This window comes from Flavobacterium sp. ZB4R12 (assembly GCF_048276375.1).
In the GTDB taxonomy this organism is placed as follows: domain Bacteria; phylum Bacteroidota; class Bacteroidia; order Flavobacteriales; family Flavobacteriaceae; genus Flavobacterium; species Flavobacterium gawalongense.
Genome location: NZ_JBLNKS010000013.1, coordinates 74,381 through 94,301, shown reverse-complemented (window position 1 = coordinate 94,301; position 19,921 = coordinate 74,381). Strand labels below are relative to the sequence as shown.

Below are 19,921 nucleotides of genomic sequence, written 5' to 3'. Positions count from 1 at the left end.
GTTTTATAAAAAATGACCCATTGAGTGTAATTAGTTTTTGATGATAATTTTCGTCAGTTCGAGTGATTTTCGTCAGAAAATTGTATCGAGAACTAGAAAATTATTATTAAAAAACGGTTCTCGATACATTTTTTGTTCCGTTTTACTACACAAAAAACACTACCATTGACGTTTTTTCAAAACTAATATAAAACCTATCGTATGGACACAAATAGTAAAGGTTAAATTTGAACACGAATTCCACTAATTTTCACAAATCTATGCGGCTAATACAGTTCGTGTAATTAATTTCACGAATGAATTCTATCTAACTCTTTTCAAATGGTTGGTATTAAGAATTCGAAATAGTACTACGGCACTATAAAATCTGCTGAATCTGCGTGCTAAAAATTTTTCACGCAGATTTTGCAGATTCAGCAGATTAGTGTTGTGGAAAATCTGTTTTTTATCAGTATTTCGCTTTAGCGAACCTATTTCATCTGCTTACGGTTGACAACGCTTTTCGGAGTTAGCAACTATTTGTCAAAGTACCCAACTTTCTTTAAATTCGTGGCAATTCGTGAAATTCGTGTTTATTTTTAGACTTATGTCCAGACGATAGGTATAAGTAACAGGAACGATATATTGTCGTATTTTATAGGGTCAAACCCTCAATGACTATGTAGTTTGCCTCTAAAAACATATACGACATTATTTTAATCAAATTACTTAATACGTCATTTTATATTGCTTTTTTTGTGAAAAAATTAAGCCTCGAACTGACGTTTTGAATAATTGCACCCAACGGATAAAAAATAATTAAAATCAATCTCTTTATCCAATGTGACATTAGTTACTGACTACAGATTTTTCACAATTTATCTTTGCAGTATCATTTAGAGAAATAATTATGAAGAAAATAAATTTAATAATGCCATTAAAAACCACTCTATCCTCGCTTTAGGATTTAATCAGTCATTCTTTTTATGCTTTTGCAAAATAAATAACCCATAAACCACTTGTGTGAGTCAGTTTATTACATTCCATAACCAAATAGTGTTTAAATCGAAGACATACTGTACAAGTTTAAGATGAAAAATTATATACAGCACAATAATCGCATAAATAATCTGAAACATTTTTTTTGGCTTTTTTTTACCAAAACTGCTCTCTTAAAAAACTTAAACACTTTATTTACAACTATTTAATTAAAATTAAATTCTAAAAATAAAAATCCTTTACTGTAGATTAAAATTATTTTAACAAAAAAATAACAAACACTTGTATATACAAATATGAAAATAGTTATATTTGTATCGACAAATGAAATACAGAAAGGCATGAAAATTGAAGATGAAATAAAAAGTACAATACCATTGGACATTTCAAAAAAAATTACTCTGAATATTTTATATACTCAAAATGTTATCACAGATAATTTCAATGAGATATTGAAGCCGTATGACATATCTGGAGAACAATATAATGTATTACGAATATTAAGAGGTCAAAAAGGAAATCCGGCAAACATGTGTTTAATACAAGAACGTATGTTAGCCAGAACTAGTAACACTACTCGATTAGTAGATAAATTATTATTAAAAAATTTTGTTACTCGAAATGTTTGCCCTGAAAATAGAAGAAAAATTGAAGTTCAAATTACTCAAAAAGGCTTAGATGTTTTAAAAGAATTAGATCCAAAAGTAATTGCACACGATCAACTTTTTTCCAAAAAATTAAATACCGAAGAATTAGAACAATTAAATTATTTATTAGAAAAATACAGAAATTAAATATATTAAAATTATGAATACTTTTTTAGAAAATCAAAACTGGAGATATGCAACAAAGAAATTTGATGTTTCCAAAAAAATAACAACAGAAGATTTAAATATATTAAAAGAAGCAATTCGTTTGAGTTCTTCTTCATATGGTTTGCAACCTTACAAAGTTATTATTGTTGAAAATCCTGAATTAAGAGCGCAGCTTCAACCTTCGGCTTGGGGACAATCTCAAATTGTTGAAGCTTCTCACCTAATCATTTTTGCAAATGAAACTAACGTTGACGACACAACAATTGATAGTTATTTGAAAAATATTAGTGAAACAAGAAATACTACAATCGAAGCTTTGTCTGGTTATGGTGACTTTATGAAATCTAAAATTTCTACATTAGATCATGACGTCAAAAGCATCTGGACAGCAAAACAAACCTATTTAGCTTTGGGTAATCTTTTGAATGCTGCTGCTGAACTTAAAATTGATGCTACTCCTATGGAAGGTTTTGTTCCCGCTCAGGTTAATGAAATATTAGGTTTGGACAAATTAGGTCTAAATGCTACTTTAATTGCAACACTTGGTTATAGACACGAAGAGGATGCAACACAACATTACAAAAAAGTTAGAAAATCAAACGAAGACTTATTTATTACATTATAATTACTAATTCAAATCAAATATTAATCCAAAATCAAATTTAAACACATGAAAAATTTAAAATCAATTGCATTGGCACTAGTAGTAGTTTTATCTACTTTATCTGTAACAGCACAAACTAAAAAAGTTGATGCTTCAAAAAGTACTGTTAACTGGGTTGGAAAAAAAGTAACCGGAAAACATGAAGGGACGGTAAATTTAAAAGACGGTAAATTAATCTTTAAAGGAAAAAAATTAGCTGGTGGTACTTTTAATGTTGACATGGCATCATTAACAGCAACTGACCTTTCTGGCGAATACCAAGGAAAATTAAACGGTCACTTGAAATCTGAAGATTTTTTTGGAACTGAAAAATTTCCAACAGCAACATTAATTTTCAAAAAAGTAGTTGCAAAAACAGCTAATGTTTACACAGTAACCGGAGATTTAACTATTAAAGGAAAAACAAACCCAATTACATTTGATCTTGCAACTACAAAAGATACTGCTGCAACTTCATTAAAAATTGATAGAACAAAATACGATATTAAATATGGTTCTGGAAGTTTCTTTGATAACCTAGGAGACAAAGCCATTTCAGACGAATTTGACTTAGCAGTTGCTTTGAAATTCTAATATTTTCTCAAAATAATTAGCAAACCCCAATAGGAAACTGTTGGGGTTTCTTTTTATAAATTAATATAAAATTCTTCTAAGTCTTTGTAAAAACAAGGGCTTTTTTTATAAAAGCAAATTACAAAACAAAAAAATCATGTTATAGACAGAGTTAATCCTCACAAATATCTACTATTAAAATTTACATACCATAACTTATAGTAACAATAAAATAACATATAGTAATTATTCCTTTAACATACTCAAAGTAATTTTGAAAATAAAAAGATGCCCCTCGCAAGAATTGAACTCAAAAAAAATTTAATTATGAAAAAAGCCATATTTGTTATATTCATAAGTCTAATAAATAACCTATCTATAAATGCCCAACAGATAAAAGGAATCATCGGTGAAACTAATTGGATGAAAAATTGGACCAACTTTAAACCAACTGCGGAAGAGTATCCAGATGCAACTAATATTTTGACAGGCACAATAAGTAGTGATCTTAAACTGTATAAAAGGAATACCTATAGATTAATTGGGGTTGTATACATAACAAATAACGCTGTATTAACCATTGAACCAGGAACCATTATACGTGGAGATGTAGAAACATGTGGAACACTAGTAATAACAAAAGGTTCAAAAATTATGGCGGAAGGTGAAGTAACAGACCCTATTGTTTTTACTTCCAATAGAGAAATTTCAATGAGAAAACCTGGAGACTGGGGAGGAATTATCATATTAGGGGAAGCTCCTATAAATAAAGTTGGTGGAATAGGCTTTTTAGACTTTAATTTAGACCCTATGATTAGTCATTATGGCGGACAAAATCAAGACAGCAATTCTGGTATATTAAAATATGTTCGTATCGAATATTCAGGAAGAAAACTAAATGCTTTAAAAGAACTTAACGGATTGTCATTAGCAGGTGTTGGTCGAAAAACTAAATTTAATTTTATTCAAATCAGTTATTCGAATGATGATTCCTATGAGTGTTATGGTGGAGACGTAAATTTTGACAATGTCATTTCATTTAGAGCAACTGATGACGATTTTGATTTTACGCAAGGTGCACAATGCAATATAAGTAACAGTATTGCTATACGTTATCCATATTCATCTGATATTTCCGGTTCTCGATGTTTTGAAATAGACTCATTTGATAAAATTGAAAATGCAGATTTAACAAAAAAACTAACCAAAATAATTGCCACAAATATCACTTTAGCAAATTTAGAAGAAAACAATCAAGGCTTAGTCAGAGAAGCTGTTTACGTTAAAGACAAAAGTTACTTTAGCCTCAACAACAGCGTTGTTTCCGGATTTAAACTTTGTATTTTATTAGGCAGTAAAATAAGTAATATTTCAGCTAATTTAGCAAAAATTAATTTACAAGGAGTACTCGTTAATAACTGTGATGGAGGTATTCACAGTGAAAACGCAGCGTATGATTCAGAAATAAAGAATTGGTTTAGCAATGAATCTTTTTCAATAGAGTATTTAAAAATAAACAACTCGGAGCTTTTTTTAGAAACAAACATTAAAAAGAATCCGGATTTTAGATTACAAAAGAACAAGACATTAGCCATTGGAAATTAAGATCTAAAGAAAACTTTTAAATGACTGGATTATCATGAATCTAATTTAAGATTAAAAATTAAATTATAATTTTTTAATCAACCTTACATTTAATTTAACCGAAAAATAATTCAGTACCATAACGAGTAATTAATTGATGGGTTTCTTTTTTAACCAAACCAAATAAAATTTTATATGACTATCCGTAATGCGGACTAAAATCATTTCGAATATAATTTTCGTCGTTTGTACATTTATAAAGCATAAATATTAGCCCACAGATTGTACAGATTATACCGATTTACACGGATTTTTTTACTTGGTGAATCAAACTGTTATTTAAATCTGTGCAAAATCCGTTCAATCCGTGTTATCTGTGTGTCCTATTTTATCCTTTGGAACATATTGCGGACTGTCATAAAATTTTATATAAAAATTAGCTGTAAAAACCGCTTTAAATATTGAATTGCGTGAATTCATTTATTAATAATTTTTCATTTTGAAATCATCAATAAATTTAACTAAGATATAGCGTATCAGCATCTTAAAATTGAAATTGATTTTTGTAACTTTGATATTGAATAAATAAATTTCATTAGTATTTTTTTATTCGGCATTGACTTTTAATTTAAAAATATCATCATGAAAAATTTAAAAAAATTAGTCTCGTTCTAATAGTCATTTTTACATTTATTACAGCAGAAGGACAAACCAATAAAATTGATATCTCTAAAAGTAAAATTAATTGGGTAGGAAAAAAAGTAACCGGTCAACATGAAGGAATAGTAAAACTAAAAGGCGGATATATTATTTTCAAAAATAATAAAGTGGCAGGAGGAAATTTTACTGTAGACATGAAATCATTATCAAATACAGATCAAACCGGAAAATCAAAAATAAAATTAGAAGGACATTTGAAATCGGATGAATTTTTCGGAGCAGATAATTATAACACTTCCAACTTGGTTTTCAAAAGCATTGGCGATAAAGGCAATAATGTTTACAGTGTCACTGCAGATTTGACAATAAAAGGAGTTACAAATCCCGTAAAATTGATTTCATCGTAAAAGGGAATACTGCAACTGCCGCTTTAAAAATAGACCGAACAAAATATGACATTAAATACGGTTCCGGTAGTTATTTTGATGATTTGGGAGATAAAACAATTTACGACGAATTTGAATTAAATGTTGATTTGCCATTTTAGTTAAACTTTATTTAACAAAAAAACGTAAAATTTAATATTTTTTTTGGTTTTTTATTTTTGAATACTCGAAATTCATTTATATATTTGTCACAACAAAAAAATCATGAAAACAACTATAAACAATACTTGGTGGTGGAATAATTTACGTCAGTCGTCGTGAACAAAGCTCCTATAGTATTATTAAACTATAAATATAAAAGGCTTGTCATCACGACAGGCCTTTTTTTTGTGCTCTATTTCTTTACTATTACACAACACTAAAAAATTATATAAATTGAAACCTTTTATACTAAATACAAATTACAAGCAAATTCTTGCCGATACCATAACTCCCGTGAGTGTGTATTTCAAAATTCGCGACAAATTTCCTAATAGTTTATTGCTGGAAAGTAGTGATTATCATGGGAATGACAACAGTTTTTCTTATATCTGTTGCAATCCGATTGCTTCTATAAAAATAGAAAATGAAATCATCTACAAAACATTTCCTGATGGTAGTTTTGAGAACATTGCTATTGATGCCACAACCAATATTCCAGAAGTAATACAAGAATTTTCAAGTCAATTCAAATCCGAGAAAAATGATTTCAAATTCATAAATAATGGTTTGTTTGGCTATATTTCATATGATGCCGTTCGGTATTTCGAAAAAGTTACTATCGCTAAAAAAGACAATAGTATTTCTATTCCTGATGTTTATTATGCCGTGTACCAAAATATCATAGCTATCAATCATTTTAAAAATGAAGCTTATATTTTCTGTCACAGTTTAGACGGAAAAAATAACATCTCGGAAATTGAGCAATTATTACAATCCCGAAACATTGCTTCCTATAAATTCTCTAAAGAAGGAGAAGGCTTTTCGAATTTGACAGATAAAGAATTCAAACATAATGTGGCTTTGGCCAAAAAGCATTGTTTTAGAGGTGATGTATTCCAATTAGTTTTGTCCAGAAGGTTTACCCAAGGTTTTAAAGGTGACGAATTTAATGTGTACAGAGCGTTGCGAAGCATCAATCCTTCGCCTTATTTATTCTTTTTTGATTATGGTGATTTCAAAATATTTGGCTCTTCTCCGGAAGCCCAAATTATTGTCAAAGACCGTAAGGCCGAAATTCATCCTATCGCAGGAACTTTTAAACGAACCGGTGATGATGAGCAAGATGCCATTCTTGCCAAACAATTATCGGAAGATAAAAAGGAAAATAGCGAACACGTGATGTTGGTTGATTTAGCCAGAAATGATTTAAGCCGAAACGGTCATAATGTCAATGTAGAAAAATATAGAGAAGTACAATTCTTTTCTCATGTGATTCACCTAGTTTCAAAAGTAACTGGACATTTGCACCCGAGTGCCACAACTATGCAAGTTGTAGCTGATACTTTTCCGGCGGGAACCTTAAGTGGCGCACCAAAACACAGAGCCATGCAATTGATTGAAGAGTACGAAAAAACCAATCGAAATTTTTATGGTGGTGCTATTGGTTTTATGGATTTTGAAGGAAACTTTAATCACGCCATTATGATTCGGACTTTCCTTAGTAAAAATCATCAATTGCATTCCCAAGCGGGAGCAGGAATTGTAGCGAGTTCTGATGAAGAAAGCGAAATGCAGGAAGTATATAACAAATTGAGAGCGTTGAACGCAGCTTTGGATTTAGCAGAAACTATTTAGTAGTATTCAGTATTCAGTTTTTAGTGTTCAGTCGCAGTGTTCTGAATGAGCAACTTAACCATTTATACAAGTAATTACAAAACATAATCTATTCTCAGAGTCCCCCCTCTCCTTTGGAGAGGGGCAGGGGGTGAGGTAAAAGAAAACAAAATGAAAAAAATACTAGTCATAGACAATTACGATAGTTTCACTTATAATTTGGTGCATTATCTGGAAGATTTAGATTGCGAAGTAACCGTATACAGAAACGATGAATTTGATATCGACGAAATTGCAGTTTTCGATAAAATATTACTTTCTCCTGGACCTGGAATTCCAGATGAAGCCGGATTATTGAAAGAAGTAATCAGAAAATATGCTCCAACCAAAAGTATTTTTGGAGTGTGTCTTGGGCAACAAGCGATAGGTGAAGTTTTTGGAGGAACACTTTCTAATTTAGATAAAGTCTATCACGGTGTTGCCACAATGGTAAAAACCGTAGTTGATGATGAACTATTATTCGAAGGATTAGGAAATGAATTTGAAGTAGGTCGTTACCATTCTTGGGTGGTTGACACCAATTTACCTGATGTACTTGAAGCCACTTCATTCGACGAAAATGGCCAGGTGATGTCGTTGCGTCACAAAACTTATGATGTTCGCGGTGTACAATTTCATCCGGAAAGTGTTTTGACGCCTAATGGAAAAAAGATATTGGAGAATTGGGTTAAGAGTTAGTTCCTCCCCCCACCCCCTCCGAAAGAGAGGGAGCCAAAAGCAAAAAAATGACCCTTTGCACCTTCGTGCCTTTGTGGCAAAAACAAAATAAAAATGAAAAATATATTAAATAGACTCATCAATCACGAAATGCTTTCGAAAGAAGAAGCAAAAAACGTATTGGTTAATATCTCCAACGGAAGTTATAACACAAGCCAGATTGCGTCTTTCCTTACTGTTTACATGATGCGAAGCATTAGTATTGAAGAACTTTCCGGTTTCCGTGAAGCGTTGTTAGAATTGTGTATTCGTGTGGATTTATCAGGATACAATACCATAGATCTATGCGGTACGGGTGGCGATGGAAAAGACACTTTCAATATCTCAACTCTAGCTTCTTTTGTGGCTGCCGGTGCGGGAATCAAAGTAGCTAAACATGGAAATTATGGTGTTTCTTCCATTTCCGGATCTAGTAATGTCTTAGAGAAATTGGGAATTAAGTTCAGCAACGACAATGATTTTCTGGAAAGAAGTATTGAAAAAGCGGGAATTTGTGTTTTGCACGCTCCCTTATTTCATCCTGCCATGAAAAACGTGGGGCCTATTAGAAAAGAATTAGCAGTAAAAACTTTCTTCAATATGTTGGGACCAATGGTAAATCCATCATTTCCTAAAAATCAATTGGTAGGTGTTTTCAATCTAGAACTGGCCAGAATGTACGCCTATTTGTATCAAAATACCGATGTGAATTTTACAATCTTGCATTCGCTTGACGGCTATGACGAGGTTTCACTGACAGGACCAACAAAAACGATTACCAATTCAATGGAAGGAATGTTAAAACCAGAGGATTTTGGTGTTCGCCTTTTGCTGCAAAGCGAAATCGAAGGTGGAACTACCATCGAAGAATCGGCTCAAATGTTTACTGATATCATTTCTGGAAAAGGTACCGAAGCCCAAAATAATGTGGTTTGTGCCAATGCCGCAATGGCAATTGCAACCGTTACAAAATGCTCGCCGCTTGAAGGTTTTGAGTTGGCAAAAGAAAGTTTATTTTCTGGAAAAGGATATAACGCTTTAAAAATATTACAAGAATTGAGCAGGTAAAAAAATCGTTTAAAGTTTAAGGTTTAAAGTTGTTGGAATGGAAATTCTAACTTTTGAACAAATTACAAGAATCTTGTGCAACTTTAAACTTTAAACAAAGAAAACTTTAAACAAATAAGAATGAATATTTTAGATAAAATTATAGTTGACAAAAAAAGAGAAGTCATCCTCAAGAAATCAATCATTCCCGTTTCGCAATTGGAAGCTTCGGTTTTCTTTGGAAAAAAAACTATTTCTTTAAGTGAAAATTTAAGAAACAGCACTTCTGGAATCATTGCAGAACACAAACGTCGTTCGCCTTCAAAAGCCGAAATAAATTATAGTTTTACTGTTGAAGAAGTGGTGAAAGGATATGAAACTGCCGGTGCTTGTGGAATTTCGGTTTTGACCGATGGAAAATATTTTGGCGGTTCATTGGACGATTTACTTTTGGCAAGAGCCTCAGTGAACATTCCATTATTGAGAAAAGAATTTATTGTAGATGAATACCAAATATTAGAAGCTAAAGCCCACGGAGCGGATTTGATTTTGCTGATTGCAGCGGTTTTAACAAGAGACGAAATCAAATCATTATCTGAATTTGCTAAAAGTTTGGGATTGGAAGTGTTGTTGGAAGTTCACAATCAGGAAGAACTGGAAAAATCAATTATGCCCACTTTGGATATGATTGGCGTGAACAACAGAAACCTGAAAACCTTCGAAGTGAGTTTGGACTTCAGCAAACAATTGGCATCAAAAATCCCGGATGAATTTGTAAAAGTTTCCGAGAGCGGGATTTCATCAATCGAAGCAATAAACGAGCTAAAACCATATGGTTACAAAGGTTTCTTAATTGGAGAAAACTTTATGAAAACGGACAATGCCGGTAAAGCAGCAACGGAATTTATTTCAAAATTAAAAATTTAAAGCTAGACACGAATTTCACAAATTAACACGAATTCAATTGGTGAAAATTTGTGAAATTAGTGGCAAAAAACTGGAAATGAAAAAAAACACTGACAATCAAGATACTTCGGCTCCCTTCCCTTCGGGGAGGGCTGGGGTGGGGATTAAAATCTGCGGCATGAAATATCCCGATAATATACTCGAAGTGGGTTCGCTCCTACCCGATTATATGGGATTCATATTCTGGGAAAAATCGGCTCGGTATTTTGATGATGTGATTCCAGATTTACCAAAATCGATTAAAAAAGTGGGTGTTTTTGTAAATGAAAGCATTCCCGTTATTTTAGAAAAAACAGCAAAATACGATTTGCAAGCCGTTCAATTGCACGGACACGAATCAGTTGAATTTTGTCAGGATTTGAAAAATAAAATGGATAATTCTATAGAAATCATCAAAGTATTTTCGGTTGATGATACATTTGATTTTGAGGTGCTAAAACCATTTGAAACGGTTTGTGACTATTTCCTTTTTGATACCAAAGGAAAATTACCCGGTGGCAACGGAACTACATTCGATTGGAAAGTATTAGAAAAGTATCCTTCAAGCAAACCCTTTTTCTTGAGTGGAGGAATCGGAATTAATGAAATGGGTGCCGTAAATGAAATTTTGAAAACCAATTTACCCATTTACGCCATTGATGTAAACAGTAAATTTGAAATAGAACCCGGATTAAAAAACATACAATTATGTGGAGACGTTACAATGCAACGTCTCCACCAAAATAAATAAAAAAAATAAAATTATGTCATACAACGTCAACGAAAAAGGCTATTACGGAGAATTTGGAGGCGCCTTCATTCCTGAAATGTTATACCCAAATGTGGAAGAATTACGTCAAAATTATTTAAAAATTACAGCTGAACCAGAATTCCAGGCCGAATTTGATGCGCTTTTAAAAGATTATGTTGGTCGCCCTACCCCGCTTTATTTTGCAGAGCGTTTATCTAAAAAATACAACACCAAAATCTATCTGAAAAGAGAAGATCTTTGCCATACCGGTGCACATAAAGTCAATAATACCATTGGACAAATTCTACTGGCAAAAAGGTTGGGCAAAAAACGCATTATTGCCGAAACAGGTGCAGGTCAACATGGCGTTGCAACAGCAACCGTTTGTGCATTAATGGGACTGGAATGTATTGTTTATATGGGTGAAATCGACATCAAACGTCAAGCACCAAATGTGGCTCGTATGAAAATGTTAGGTGCCGAAGTTCGTCCGGCTCTTTCGGGTTCAAGAACCTTAAAAGATGCCACTAACGAAGCCATTCGTGATTGGATTAACAATCCCGTTGACACCTACTATATCATCGGTTCCGTAGTTGGACCACATCCTTATCCGGATATGGTGGCGCGTTTCCAAAGTGTCATTTCTAAGGAAATCAAAGAACAATTATTAGAAAAAGAAGGTCGTGAAAACCCTGATTACGTAATTGCTTGTGTAGGTGGCGGAAGCAATGCTGCAGGTGCGTATTATCATTTTCTTGACAACGAAGACGTAAACATTATCGCGGTTGAAGCTGCTGGTTTAGGAGTGCATTCTGGCGAAAGTGCCGCAACATCGGCATTAGGAAAAGTAGGCGTTATTCACGGAAGTAAAACCCTATTGATGCAAACTCCTGATGGTCAAATCACAGAGCCGTATTCTATTTCTGCCGGATTGGATTATCCAGGCGTTGGCCCGATGCACGCACATTTGTTCGCTTCAGGAAGAGCGAAATTCATCTCGATTACTGATGATCAGGCTATGAATTGGGGATTACAACTCTCCAAAATGGAAGGTATTATTCCCGCTATCGAAAGTGCCCATGCCTTTGCCGTTCTCGACGAAATGAAATTCAAACCGGAGGATATTGTAGTCATCAATCTTTCCGGTCGTGGCGACAAAGATTTGAATACCTATATTGATTATTTTAAATTATAATTGGGTTTATCCTGAATTTATTTCAGGGCGTTCCCTCGCTTTCACTAGCGTTTCAGCGAGGTCAGGCTTTACGTTACAATCTTTTTTATCTCGTTAAAAAACGAGATAAAAAAGGATTTTCACTGCAATCCTTAACGCAAACCCAACAGCAATAAAAAATGAAGTTCAATTTACATTTTCAAAATAGAAACTATGGAAAAATTATTCGCTTACGGCAGCTTACAAAATGAGGACATACAAAAAGATCTTTTTGGGCGTATTCTTGAAGGAACTCCCGAAACGTTAATTGGTTATGTAGTAAAAGAAATTCAAATCGAAGAAGAATTTGGATTAGTACATTATCCCATCATTATGGAAACCCATAAACCGGAAGATACCATCAACGGAATTTTATATTCCATTTCGTCCCAAGAACTTCGCCAAACGGATTTGTACGAAGGATTGCATTACAAACGCGTTGAAGTACATTTACAATCCAACCTAAAAGCTTGGGCTTACAGTGCCGCCATTTAAGCCACTGAATTAATAAAAGTAGAAGGTTTCTAAAACCTTTAAAATCTGATAAAAAATATAAAATGAACCGAATAAATCAAAAATTACAAGAAACCAAAAAGATACTTTCCATCTATTTTTCGGCTGGATATCCTAACTTAAATGATACGGTACAAATCATTCAGGATTTAGAAAAAAGCGGTATTGATATGATTGAAATTGGATTGCCGTTCAGCGATCCATTGGCAGATGGACCAACAATTCAAGCCAGTTCCACTCAAGCGTTGCATAACGGAATGACAACACAAGTTTTGTTTGACCAATTAAAGGATATCCGCAAAACAGTTTCTATTCCTTTAGTGATTATGGGGTATTTCAACCCCATGTTGCAATACGGAGTGGAGAATTTCTGCCAGAAATGTGCGGAGATTGGCATCGATGGATTAATCATTCCTGATCTTCCCGTTGATGTGTATGCCGATGAATACAAAGCTACTTTTGAAAAATACGGATTGAAAAATATATTCTTGATTACGCCACAAACTTCGGACGAGCGCATTCGTTTTATTGACAGCGTATCCGATGGATTTATTTATATGGTAAGTTCGGCAAGTGTTACCGGTTCACAATCTGGTTTTGGAAGCATCCAAGAAGATTATTTCAAACGCATTGCTGATATGAATCTAAAAAATCCTCAAGTAATTGGATTTGGAATCAGCAACAAAGAAACTTTCAATCAAGCCACGCAATTTGCCAAAGGCGCAATTATAGGAAGTGCTTTTATCACTCATTTAACCGAAAACGGAACTGGAAAAATTGAAGAATTCGTAAAAGCAATTCGATAAAAAACTTCTTTTTATATAAAATAAAACGGCGTTTAAATGAACTTTAAACGCCGTTTTTTTTATGGTCAAACAATAATTAAATTTAATTTTTTATAAGATTATTTTTATATATTTGATATGAGATAAAAATAACAGAGATAGAATTTATCGCCATTTTCACATTTTAAATTAATAAGAAACCCGATGAAAAAATATATTTTAACTGCGGTAACAGTATTTGTATTTGCCTTAACAAATGCACAAAAAGTCAACTTTGGAGCAAAAGCAGGGTTAAATGTTGCAAATTTAACAGGTTACTTTCCTGATAGTTCGCCTTTAATTGGTTTTAATGCAGGCATTTTTACCGAGATAAAAATTACTGATAAATTTGCAGTTCAACCTGAATTATTATTTTCTACGCAAGGAAACAAAATGAAGATACCTGTGCTTGATGCTTCTTCAGTTTTTCTGTATTCTTATGATGGCAAATGGAACTTATCCTATTTAAATCTACCCGTAATGGCTAAATATTACATTCTAGATAAACTGAGTATTGAGGCTGGACCGCAAATAGGTTTGTTATTAAGCGCAAAAGCAAAATATAGTTCAGATAGAGCATTGCCATCATTAAATACATCTACATCAGAATATGACATAAAAAATTATCTTAAATCAATTGATTTAGGTTTAAATTTTGGAGCCGTCTACGACGTGTCAAAAAATTTATCTGTGAATTTTCGTTACAATCTTGGTTTAGCTAATATCAATAATGAACCTATGAGTAGTTCAAATATCAAAAACAAAGTGTTTTCATTATCATTAGGATATAAACATTAATATCTCGCTCCGCAAAATACCCAGCTCTTCGAAGAGTACATAACATTTTCGGGTATGCTGCGCAAATGTCTCTGACTTTGCGCAATTTCCTAAACCTGTTATTAAAACAAAACGCAATAAAGTCTCTGACTTTCATCATCTTAGATTTAAAAAAATAAACAAGTCATTAAAATCGTTATTTTTATACTAAAAATATGTCAAAATGAAAGAAGGCTATGTAATTAGGGACCAGACTTTACCACATTATATAACGGCAACTGTTGTAGATTGGATAGATGTTTTCACTAGGCAAACCTACAGAGACAGTATAATAGAATCTTTGGATTACTGCATAAAAAACAAAGCAATGATTTTGTATGGCTATGTCATTATGAGCAATCACATTCATTTAATCATTCAATCTCAAGATGGTAAATTATCAGATTTGATAAGAGATTTTAAAAAATTTACCGCAAAAAATATTTTAGAGAAAATCCAAGTCGTACCAGAAAGCCGAAAAGAATGGATGCTGGAACGCTTCAAATTAGCAGCAGAAAAGCATACAAGAAACAAAAAATATCAATTTTGGCAGTATGGGAATCATCCTGAAGAGATTTATACCAATAAATTTATGTGGTCTAAATTAGATTACATACATCTAAATCCAATAAGAGCTGGTTTAGTTGAAAAGGCTTCACAATATATTTATTCCAGCGCAAGCAATTACATAAACGATTCTGGATTATTAAAAATAGAAAAAGCAGATAATCCAGTCATTGATGTTTTGAATCTTAAAGCTTTTACAAGGTATAATCAGTATTGAAATAGTATTCAAAAGTCAGAGACTTTTATGACGCTAATAATTTAACCAGATACTAAAAAATTGCGCAAAGTCAGAGACATTTGCGCAGCATACACAACAAACACTTCGGAAAGCAAGGGGATTTACTTAACAAAAAAGAGGGCTAAAAAGCCCTCTTCTTTATACTATTATCATTACTATCCCTTGTTGCAATACGCTGCATAATTAAATACTTACCTCTTCAATAGCAGTTTCAAATTCCATAGGATCCAATATTTCTTCTCCTTTATCTGTTTCAAGTTTAGAAGCTTTGAGAGTATTAAACTTTTCTAATTGTTCTATTTCTCCTTCTTCACCACTGAAATAAGGAAAAACATCCATAATCGGAGATTCCGAAATAGCAGGTATGGTATAGTCGCCCATGGTGCCTTTCATTACACTGGTTGTGTTATCATAAGCTTCTTTTACGTCGTTGCCTTGCACTAATAAATACATATTCGACTTTCGTTCTTTGCCGCTTTCTTCGTCATAAGCCAATAAAGAAACTTTTGATTTAAACCAACGATCCGCATTTTCGAAGGGATGTATCTCTGCATAATTTGCCACTTTTATATTCGTGATTTTAAATTCTTCACTAATATAGGCAGACATCTCTTCATTAATTCTGGTTTCTGCTTCCGTATAGGATAAAGCATCTACCAAATAAGGTTCTGTCGTAATCTTTTGCAATCCAGCATCATCTGTTTTTCTATATTTTACTTTGCATTCATACCAAATTGTGCTCATATCTTTTTTTTTAAGGATGTCAAAGATAGATTTTAAAGGAAAATAAATTCACAATTCATAAAATAGATATTCACAATTTCGGATGGATGTCAGCATTGATTTTTTCTGCCTTTTTGAGTCATTATTTTACCAAAAACCCGATAGCAGATTTACAATCGTACCCATATCATAAGGCACAAAGGGCAATAGCTATCATTTATTCATACGTTCTTGTTATATTAAAACATACGTTTAGCTATTATTTTAATAGATTTGTATGAAGTGAATTAATCATTATAGGTATGGATTGCAAATACGAGCCATCAGGTCTAAAAAACATCATAAATAAAAAAGTTATATTTTTAAATGAATCCGAGAATTGAAACTTTAGCTGAAAAAAAATTAATTGGCAAGCGAATCCAAATGTCACTTGCTAATAACAAAACGCGTGAATTATGGCAACGTTTTATGCCAAGACGAAAAGAAATACAAAATAACATTGGCTTTGATCTTTATTCGATGCAAGTATATGATGCTTTGTATTTTGATAATTTTAATCCAAATGCCACTTTCGGAAAATGGGCTGCTATAGAAGTTTCCCATTTTAATACCGTTCCCAATGAAATGGAAACCTTTACTTTGGCAGGCGGACGCTATGCCGTTTTCATACATAAAGGTTCAAACACCGACAACAAAACGTTCCGATACATTTTCGAAACTTGGTTGCCCGATTCAGAATACATTTTAGACCATAGACCACATTTCGAATTGTTAGGAGCAAAATATAAAAAGGACGACCCAAATTCAGAAGAAGAAATTTGGATACCTATAAAACTTAAATAAGAAAGAAATGTTTCTTATTTAACTTTAAAAGCAACAAGCTGAAATAAAGAACTCAAACAAAAAATAATTTTTATTCGACTCCATTTTAACATAAAAAAAACGCATTTTATTTTGTTAAAACAATGTTAAAAAATAATTAAACAACTGTTTAAGTTAAACACTTGTTTAATTTTGTTTTTTCATAAAAATAGATGGCATTGAAAACTGATTTTAACGACAAACAAATTCAAATTCTGGAAGTTGCAGAGACCTTATTTGCTGAGAAAGGATTTGATGGCACGTCTATTCGGAATATTTCGAAAGTGGCAAAAATAAATATTGCCATGATTTCCTATTACTTTGGATCCAAAGAGCGTTTACTGGAATCGCTAATTGTTTACAGAACATCCGATCTTAAATATCAATTAGACAATTTATTACAAGAAGATCTTGAACCTATCGAAAAAATTAATAAGCTAATTGAGCTTTACATCAATAGAATCAATAGCAACAGAGGAATTTACAGAATTTTACACTTCGAATTCACATCCAAAAAAAGAGAGCAAAATCTACCGGCTTTTTCTGAATTAAAAAAAGGAAATCTAAAATCCCTTGAATCCATTATTGAAGAAGGTCAGAAAAAGGGCGTTTTCAGAAAAGACGTTATTATTCCGCTTATCACACCTACCATCCTCGGTACTTTTTTTCATTTTCACATGAACAAACCTTTCTTTGAAAATCTATTGAATTTAAAAACCGAAGATTTATACAACAATTACATAAAAACCAATTTGACAAAGCATATCCAACAAACTATAAAAGCCCTTCTGATTTATGAAAGTTAGTCAATTAATGCTCTTTGGGATTTTCTTTATCGGGATTTCATCTTTAGAGGCACAAGAAAAAACAAGTTTAACGCTTGATGAAGCCATTCATTTGGCTTGGACAAAAAGCAATGAAGTTAGTTTAGCCAATACCAAAGTGGCAACTAAAAAATATGAATTGCGTTCGATAAAAAACAATCAATATCCTGATTTAAAAGTTTCGGGACAATATCAAAGATTGGCAAAAGCATCGGTCAATTTAAAAATAAATAAAAGCGATGACTCTGAACCAACTCCAGTTGTAGACCAATTGATGCTTGGTCAGGTTAATGCCACCGTACCGGTTTTTGCAGGTTTTAAAATACAAAACAGCATTAAGATTTACGATAATTTATACCAGGCTGAAACAGCGACAGCTTCTCAAACAAAGGAGGAAATTGCTATGAAAGTGATTAATAGCTATGCTAATTTATACAAAGCGCAAAAAACCATTGAAGTGCTAAAAGAAAATCAAAAAAGTGCACGGCAACGTGCCCTTGATTTTAATGAAATGGAAAAAAACGGAATCATTCCGAGAAATGATTTATTGAAATCACAGTTACAGGTTTCAAAAATTCAATTGTCAATAGATGAGGCTGCTACTAATTTAAATATTGTAAATTTCTATTTAGTTACACTGTTAAAATTACCTGTTGAAACAAAATTAGAAGTTCGAGAAAATGATTTTGCTAACTTTCAAATGGATAATATTCCTACTAATGAAGAGCCGGCACTGCAAAATCGTAAAGATTTAGAAGCAATTCGGTTTCAGGAAAAAGCAAGTCAAGCCAATATTAAAATGGCAAAAAGTGCCTATTATCCGGCTATCGCACTTATTGGTGGCTATACTGCATTTGACTTAAAAAATGTAATTACGGTTCAAAACGCAATGAACATTGGAGTTGGAGTTTCTTATGATTTAAGTGCCATACTTAAAAATGGAGCCATGGTAAAACTAGCCGAAAGTAAATCGCTTGAAGTACAAAATTCTGAGGCAATACTTACCGATTACATCAAAATTCAAGTTCAAAAAGCGATTGAAGACTACGATTTGGCATTAAAACAAAATGTAGTTTACGGTCAGGCATTAGAACAATCAACTGAAAATTATAGAATCATTAAAGACAAGTACGACAACGGACTTTCTGACACCAATGATTTACTGGAAGCTGATGTAGAGCAACTGGGCTCAAAAATTAATAAAGCATTAGCAAAAGCAAATATTATTCAGAAATACTACGAATTGCTTTCTGTTACAGGACAATTATCCCAATCTTTCAATCTTTCAAAAATATAATCAGCAATCACATGGAAAAGAAAAAAACAAATACAAAATTCATTATTATCCTAGTGGCTTTGGTTGTATTAGGCGGAACTTATGGAACTTATAAATACATGCACTCCTTATCGCATGAAGAAACAGATGATGCCCAAATTGAGAAAAATATGAATCCAATTATCCCTAAAGTTTCCGGATATGTGGATAAAGTATATATAAAAGACAATGATTTTGTAAAGAAAGGCGATACATTGTTTACTATCGATAAAAGGGATTATCAATTAAAAATTGACGAAGCAATGGCGTCATTAATGGCTGCAGAAGGTAATTTTGAAGTTTCAAAAGCCGATATAGGTAGTGCTTTGGCTAACATTTCTGTTTCTGATGCTAATGTGCAATCAGCAGGTGGAAATATCGAAACTGCAAAAATTAGATTAGGCAGAATTACCAGTGATTATAATCGTTATGAAAATTTATTTAAAAACCATTCGATTACGAAACAACAATATGAGCAAGCTTTAGCTGCAAAACAAGAAGCGGAAAGTCAAATTCGTATTTTACAACAACAGGAAAAAGCAACTGCTTACCAAAAATCAGTTATTGTAGCCAAATCGAAAGTTTCAGGCAAGCAAACGGAAGTGGCTGCTGCCAATATCAAAAAAGCAGAAGCAATGCTTGAAGCTGCAAAATTAAATTTATCCTACACTGCAGTTACGGCGGCAATTGATGGCCAGGTTTCAAAAATTGATATCCAACCAGGGCAATTGGTACAACCGGGACAATCACTTTTTTATATTATCAATAATTCTAATGCTTGGATAATTGCTAATTTCAAAGAAACACAATTGAACAAAATGGTCATTGGACAAAAAGTAACCATCAAAGTAGATGCTTATCCTGATTATGATTTTGAAGGTTCCATCACTTCCTTTTCGCCAGCAACCGGTTCCCGTTTTTCTATCCTGCCTCCAGATAATGCTACTGGTAACTTTGTAAAAACCATTCAAAGATTACCAGTAAAAATAAGCCTGAATACATCTAATGATGTTGAAAAAATAAAATTATTACGACCAGGAATGAATGTTGATGTTGACGTACATTTAAACTAAA

At 32.7% G+C, this 19,921-nt stretch carries 20 protein-coding genes; 19 read left to right on the top strand and 1 reads right to left on the bottom strand.

What is annotated here, in order from left to right; translation table 11 throughout:
• Positions 1-1,319 precede the first annotated feature (1,319 nt).
• From ACNO7W_RS11005 to ACNO7W_RS10935, 15 genes are all read left to right on the top strand, one after another.
• Positions 1,320-1,772 (top strand): MarR family winged helix-turn-helix transcriptional regulator, encoded by a 453-nt coding sequence (locus ACNO7W_RS11005; RefSeq protein WP_143388799.1) that lies wholly within the window; start codon positions 1,320-1,322, stop codon positions 1,770-1,772.
• 13 nt (positions 1,773-1,785) lie between these two features.
• Complete coding sequence (locus tag ACNO7W_RS11000) at positions 1,786-2,418, top strand: NAD(P)H-dependent oxidoreductase (RefSeq protein WP_417938159.1); 633 nt, start codon at positions 1,786-1,788, stop codon at positions 2,416-2,418.
• A 45-nt stretch (positions 2,419-2,463) separates the two neighbouring features.
• Positions 2,464-3,030 carry a YceI family protein gene (locus tag ACNO7W_RS10995; protein ID WP_417938158.1) on the top strand — a complete coding sequence of 189 codons (567 nt, stop codon included), beginning with the start codon at positions 2,464-2,466 and terminating at the stop codon, positions 3,028-3,030.
• A 306-nt stretch (positions 3,031-3,336) separates the two neighbouring features.
• Positions 3,337-4,614, top strand: coding sequence for a hypothetical protein (locus tag ACNO7W_RS10990; RefSeq protein ID WP_417938157.1), 1,278 nt, complete (start codon positions 3,337-3,339; stop codon positions 4,612-4,614).
• Between the two features lie 638 nt (positions 4,615-5,252).
• Positions 5,253-5,660 carry a YceI family protein gene (locus tag ACNO7W_RS10985; RefSeq protein ID WP_417938185.1) on the top strand — a complete coding sequence of 136 codons (408 nt, stop codon included), beginning with the start codon at positions 5,253-5,255 and terminating at the stop codon, positions 5,658-5,660.
• Positions 5,661-6,074: 414 nt separating this feature from the next.
• Positions 6,075-7,475 (top strand): anthranilate synthase component I family protein, encoded by a 1,401-nt coding sequence (locus tag ACNO7W_RS10980; RefSeq protein ID WP_417938156.1) that lies wholly within the window; start codon positions 6,075-6,077, stop codon positions 7,473-7,475.
• 150 nt (positions 7,476-7,625) lie between these two features.
• A complete protein-coding gene (locus tag ACNO7W_RS10975; RefSeq protein WP_143388794.1) occupies positions 7,626-8,192 on the top strand; it encodes an anthranilate synthase component II in 567 nt (188 codons plus the stop codon).
• 93 nt (positions 8,193-8,285) lie between these two features.
• Positions 8,286-9,278, top strand: a complete 993-nt coding sequence (gene trpD, locus ACNO7W_RS10970) for an anthranilate phosphoribosyltransferase (RefSeq protein ID WP_143388793.1) — start codon at positions 8,286-8,288, stop codon at positions 9,276-9,278.
• 120 nt (positions 9,279-9,398) lie between these two features.
• On the top strand, positions 9,399-10,184 hold the full coding sequence (gene trpC / locus ACNO7W_RS10965) for an indole-3-glycerol phosphate synthase TrpC (RefSeq protein WP_417938155.1): 786 nt from the start codon (positions 9,399-9,401) through the stop codon (positions 10,182-10,184).
• 157 nt (positions 10,185-10,341) lie between these two features.
• Complete coding sequence (locus tag ACNO7W_RS10960; RefSeq protein ID WP_417938184.1) at positions 10,342-10,953, top strand: phosphoribosylanthranilate isomerase; 612 nt, start codon at positions 10,342-10,344, stop codon at positions 10,951-10,953.
• Positions 10,954-10,966: 13 nt separating this feature from the next.
• Positions 10,967-12,148, top strand: coding sequence for a tryptophan synthase subunit beta (trpB, locus tag ACNO7W_RS10955; RefSeq protein WP_417938154.1), 1,182 nt, complete (start codon positions 10,967-10,969; stop codon positions 12,146-12,148).
• A gap of 192 nt (positions 12,149-12,340) precedes the next feature.
• A complete protein-coding gene (locus ACNO7W_RS10950) occupies positions 12,341-12,661 on the top strand; it encodes a gamma-glutamylcyclotransferase family protein (RefSeq protein ID WP_144064565.1) in 321 nt (106 codons plus the stop codon).
• Between the two features lie 62 nt (positions 12,662-12,723).
• Positions 12,724-13,485 (top strand): tryptophan synthase subunit alpha, encoded by a 762-nt coding sequence (gene trpA / locus ACNO7W_RS10945; RefSeq protein ID WP_417938153.1) that lies wholly within the window; start codon positions 12,724-12,726, stop codon positions 13,483-13,485.
• A gap of 183 nt (positions 13,486-13,668) precedes the next feature.
• Positions 13,669-14,301: a porin family protein gene (locus ACNO7W_RS10940; RefSeq protein ID WP_143388787.1), complete on the top strand. Its 633-nt coding sequence runs from the start codon at positions 13,669-13,671 to the stop codon at positions 14,299-14,301.
• A 202-nt stretch (positions 14,302-14,503) separates the two neighbouring features.
• Positions 14,504-15,103 carry an REP-associated tyrosine transposase gene (locus ACNO7W_RS10935; protein ID WP_417938152.1) on the top strand — a complete coding sequence of 200 codons (600 nt, stop codon included), beginning with the start codon at positions 14,504-14,506 and terminating at the stop codon, positions 15,101-15,103.
• Positions 15,104-15,307: 204 nt separating this feature from the next.
• Here the strand turns inward: ACNO7W_RS10935 and ACNO7W_RS10930 are convergent, their stop codons facing one another.
• Complete coding sequence (locus ACNO7W_RS10930) at positions 15,308-15,868, bottom strand: DUF4494 domain-containing protein (protein ID WP_417938151.1); 561 nt, start codon at positions 15,866-15,868, stop codon at positions 15,308-15,310.
• A 345-nt stretch (positions 15,869-16,213) separates the two neighbouring features.
• Here ACNO7W_RS10930 and ACNO7W_RS10925 point away from each other — a divergent pair, with 345 nt between their 5' ends.
• From ACNO7W_RS10925 to ACNO7W_RS10910, 4 genes are all read left to right on the top strand, one after another.
• Positions 16,214-16,690 carry a GyrI-like domain-containing protein gene (locus tag ACNO7W_RS10925; RefSeq protein ID WP_417938150.1) on the top strand — a complete coding sequence of 159 codons (477 nt, stop codon included), beginning with the start codon at positions 16,214-16,216 and terminating at the stop codon, positions 16,688-16,690.
• A 191-nt stretch (positions 16,691-16,881) separates the two neighbouring features.
• Positions 16,882-17,514, top strand: a complete 633-nt coding sequence (locus ACNO7W_RS10920; RefSeq protein ID WP_417938149.1) for a TetR/AcrR family transcriptional regulator — start codon at positions 16,882-16,884, stop codon at positions 17,512-17,514.
• Complete coding sequence (locus tag ACNO7W_RS10915; protein WP_417938148.1) at positions 17,504-18,829, top strand: TolC family protein; 1,326 nt, start codon at positions 17,504-17,506, stop codon at positions 18,827-18,829. The genes ACNO7W_RS10920 and ACNO7W_RS10915 overlap by 11 nt, the downstream gene beginning before the upstream one ends.
• A gap of 11 nt (positions 18,830-18,840) precedes the next feature.
• Positions 18,841-19,920, top strand: a complete 1,080-nt coding sequence (locus ACNO7W_RS10910; RefSeq protein ID WP_417938147.1) for an HlyD family secretion protein — start codon at positions 18,841-18,843, stop codon at positions 19,918-19,920.
• The last annotated feature ends 1 nt before the right edge of the window (position 19,921 follow it).

Bases quoted from the DNA above. Each gene is read 5' to 3' on its own strand.
- ACNO7W_RS11005 (WP_143388799.1), top strand. From the start codon at position 1,320: ATGAAAATTGAAGATGAAATAAAAAGTACAATACCATTGGACATTTCA.
- ACNO7W_RS11000 (WP_417938159.1), top strand. From the start codon at position 1,786: ATGAATACTTTTTTAGAAAATCAAAACTGGAGATATGCAACAAAGAAA.
- ACNO7W_RS10995 (WP_417938158.1), top strand. From the start codon at position 2,464: ATGAAAAATTTAAAATCAATTGCATTGGCACTAGTAGTAGTTTTATCT.
- ACNO7W_RS10990 (WP_417938157.1), top strand. From the start codon at position 3,337: ATGAAAAAAGCCATATTTGTTATATTCATAAGTCTAATAAATAACCTA.
- ACNO7W_RS10975 (WP_143388794.1), top strand. From the start codon at position 7,626: ATGAAAAAAATACTAGTCATAGACAATTACGATAGTTTCACTTATAAT.
- trpD (WP_143388793.1), top strand. From the start codon at position 8,286: ATGAAAAATATATTAAATAGACTCATCAATCACGAAATGCTTTCGAAA.
- trpC (WP_417938155.1), top strand. From the start codon at position 9,399: ATGAATATTTTAGATAAAATTATAGTTGACAAAAAAAGAGAAGTCATC.
- ACNO7W_RS10960 (WP_417938184.1), top strand. From the start codon at position 10,342: ATGAAATATCCCGATAATATACTCGAAGTGGGTTCGCTCCTACCCGAT.
- trpB (WP_417938154.1), top strand. From the start codon at position 10,967: ATGTCATACAACGTCAACGAAAAAGGCTATTACGGAGAATTTGGAGGC.
- ACNO7W_RS10950 (WP_144064565.1), top strand. From the start codon at position 12,341: ATGGAAAAATTATTCGCTTACGGCAGCTTACAAAATGAGGACATACAA.
- trpA (WP_417938153.1), top strand. From the start codon at position 12,724: ATGAACCGAATAAATCAAAAATTACAAGAAACCAAAAAGATACTTTCC.
- ACNO7W_RS10940 (WP_143388787.1), top strand. From the start codon at position 13,669: ATGAAAAAATATATTTTAACTGCGGTAACAGTATTTGTATTTGCCTTA.
- ACNO7W_RS10935 (WP_417938152.1), top strand. From the start codon at position 14,504: ATGAAAGAAGGCTATGTAATTAGGGACCAGACTTTACCACATTATATA.
- ACNO7W_RS10930 (WP_417938151.1), bottom strand. From the start codon at position 15,868: ATGAGCACAATTTGGTATGAATGCAAAGTAAAATATAGAAAAACAGAT.
- ACNO7W_RS10925 (WP_417938150.1), top strand. From the start codon at position 16,214: ATGAATCCGAGAATTGAAACTTTAGCTGAAAAAAAATTAATTGGCAAG.
- ACNO7W_RS10920 (WP_417938149.1), top strand. From the start codon at position 16,882: ATGGCATTGAAAACTGATTTTAACGACAAACAAATTCAAATTCTGGAA.
- ACNO7W_RS10915 (WP_417938148.1), top strand. From the start codon at position 17,504: ATGAAAGTTAGTCAATTAATGCTCTTTGGGATTTTCTTTATCGGGATT.
- ACNO7W_RS10910 (WP_417938147.1), top strand. From the start codon at position 18,841: ATGGAAAAGAAAAAAACAAATACAAAATTCATTATTATCCTAGTGGCT.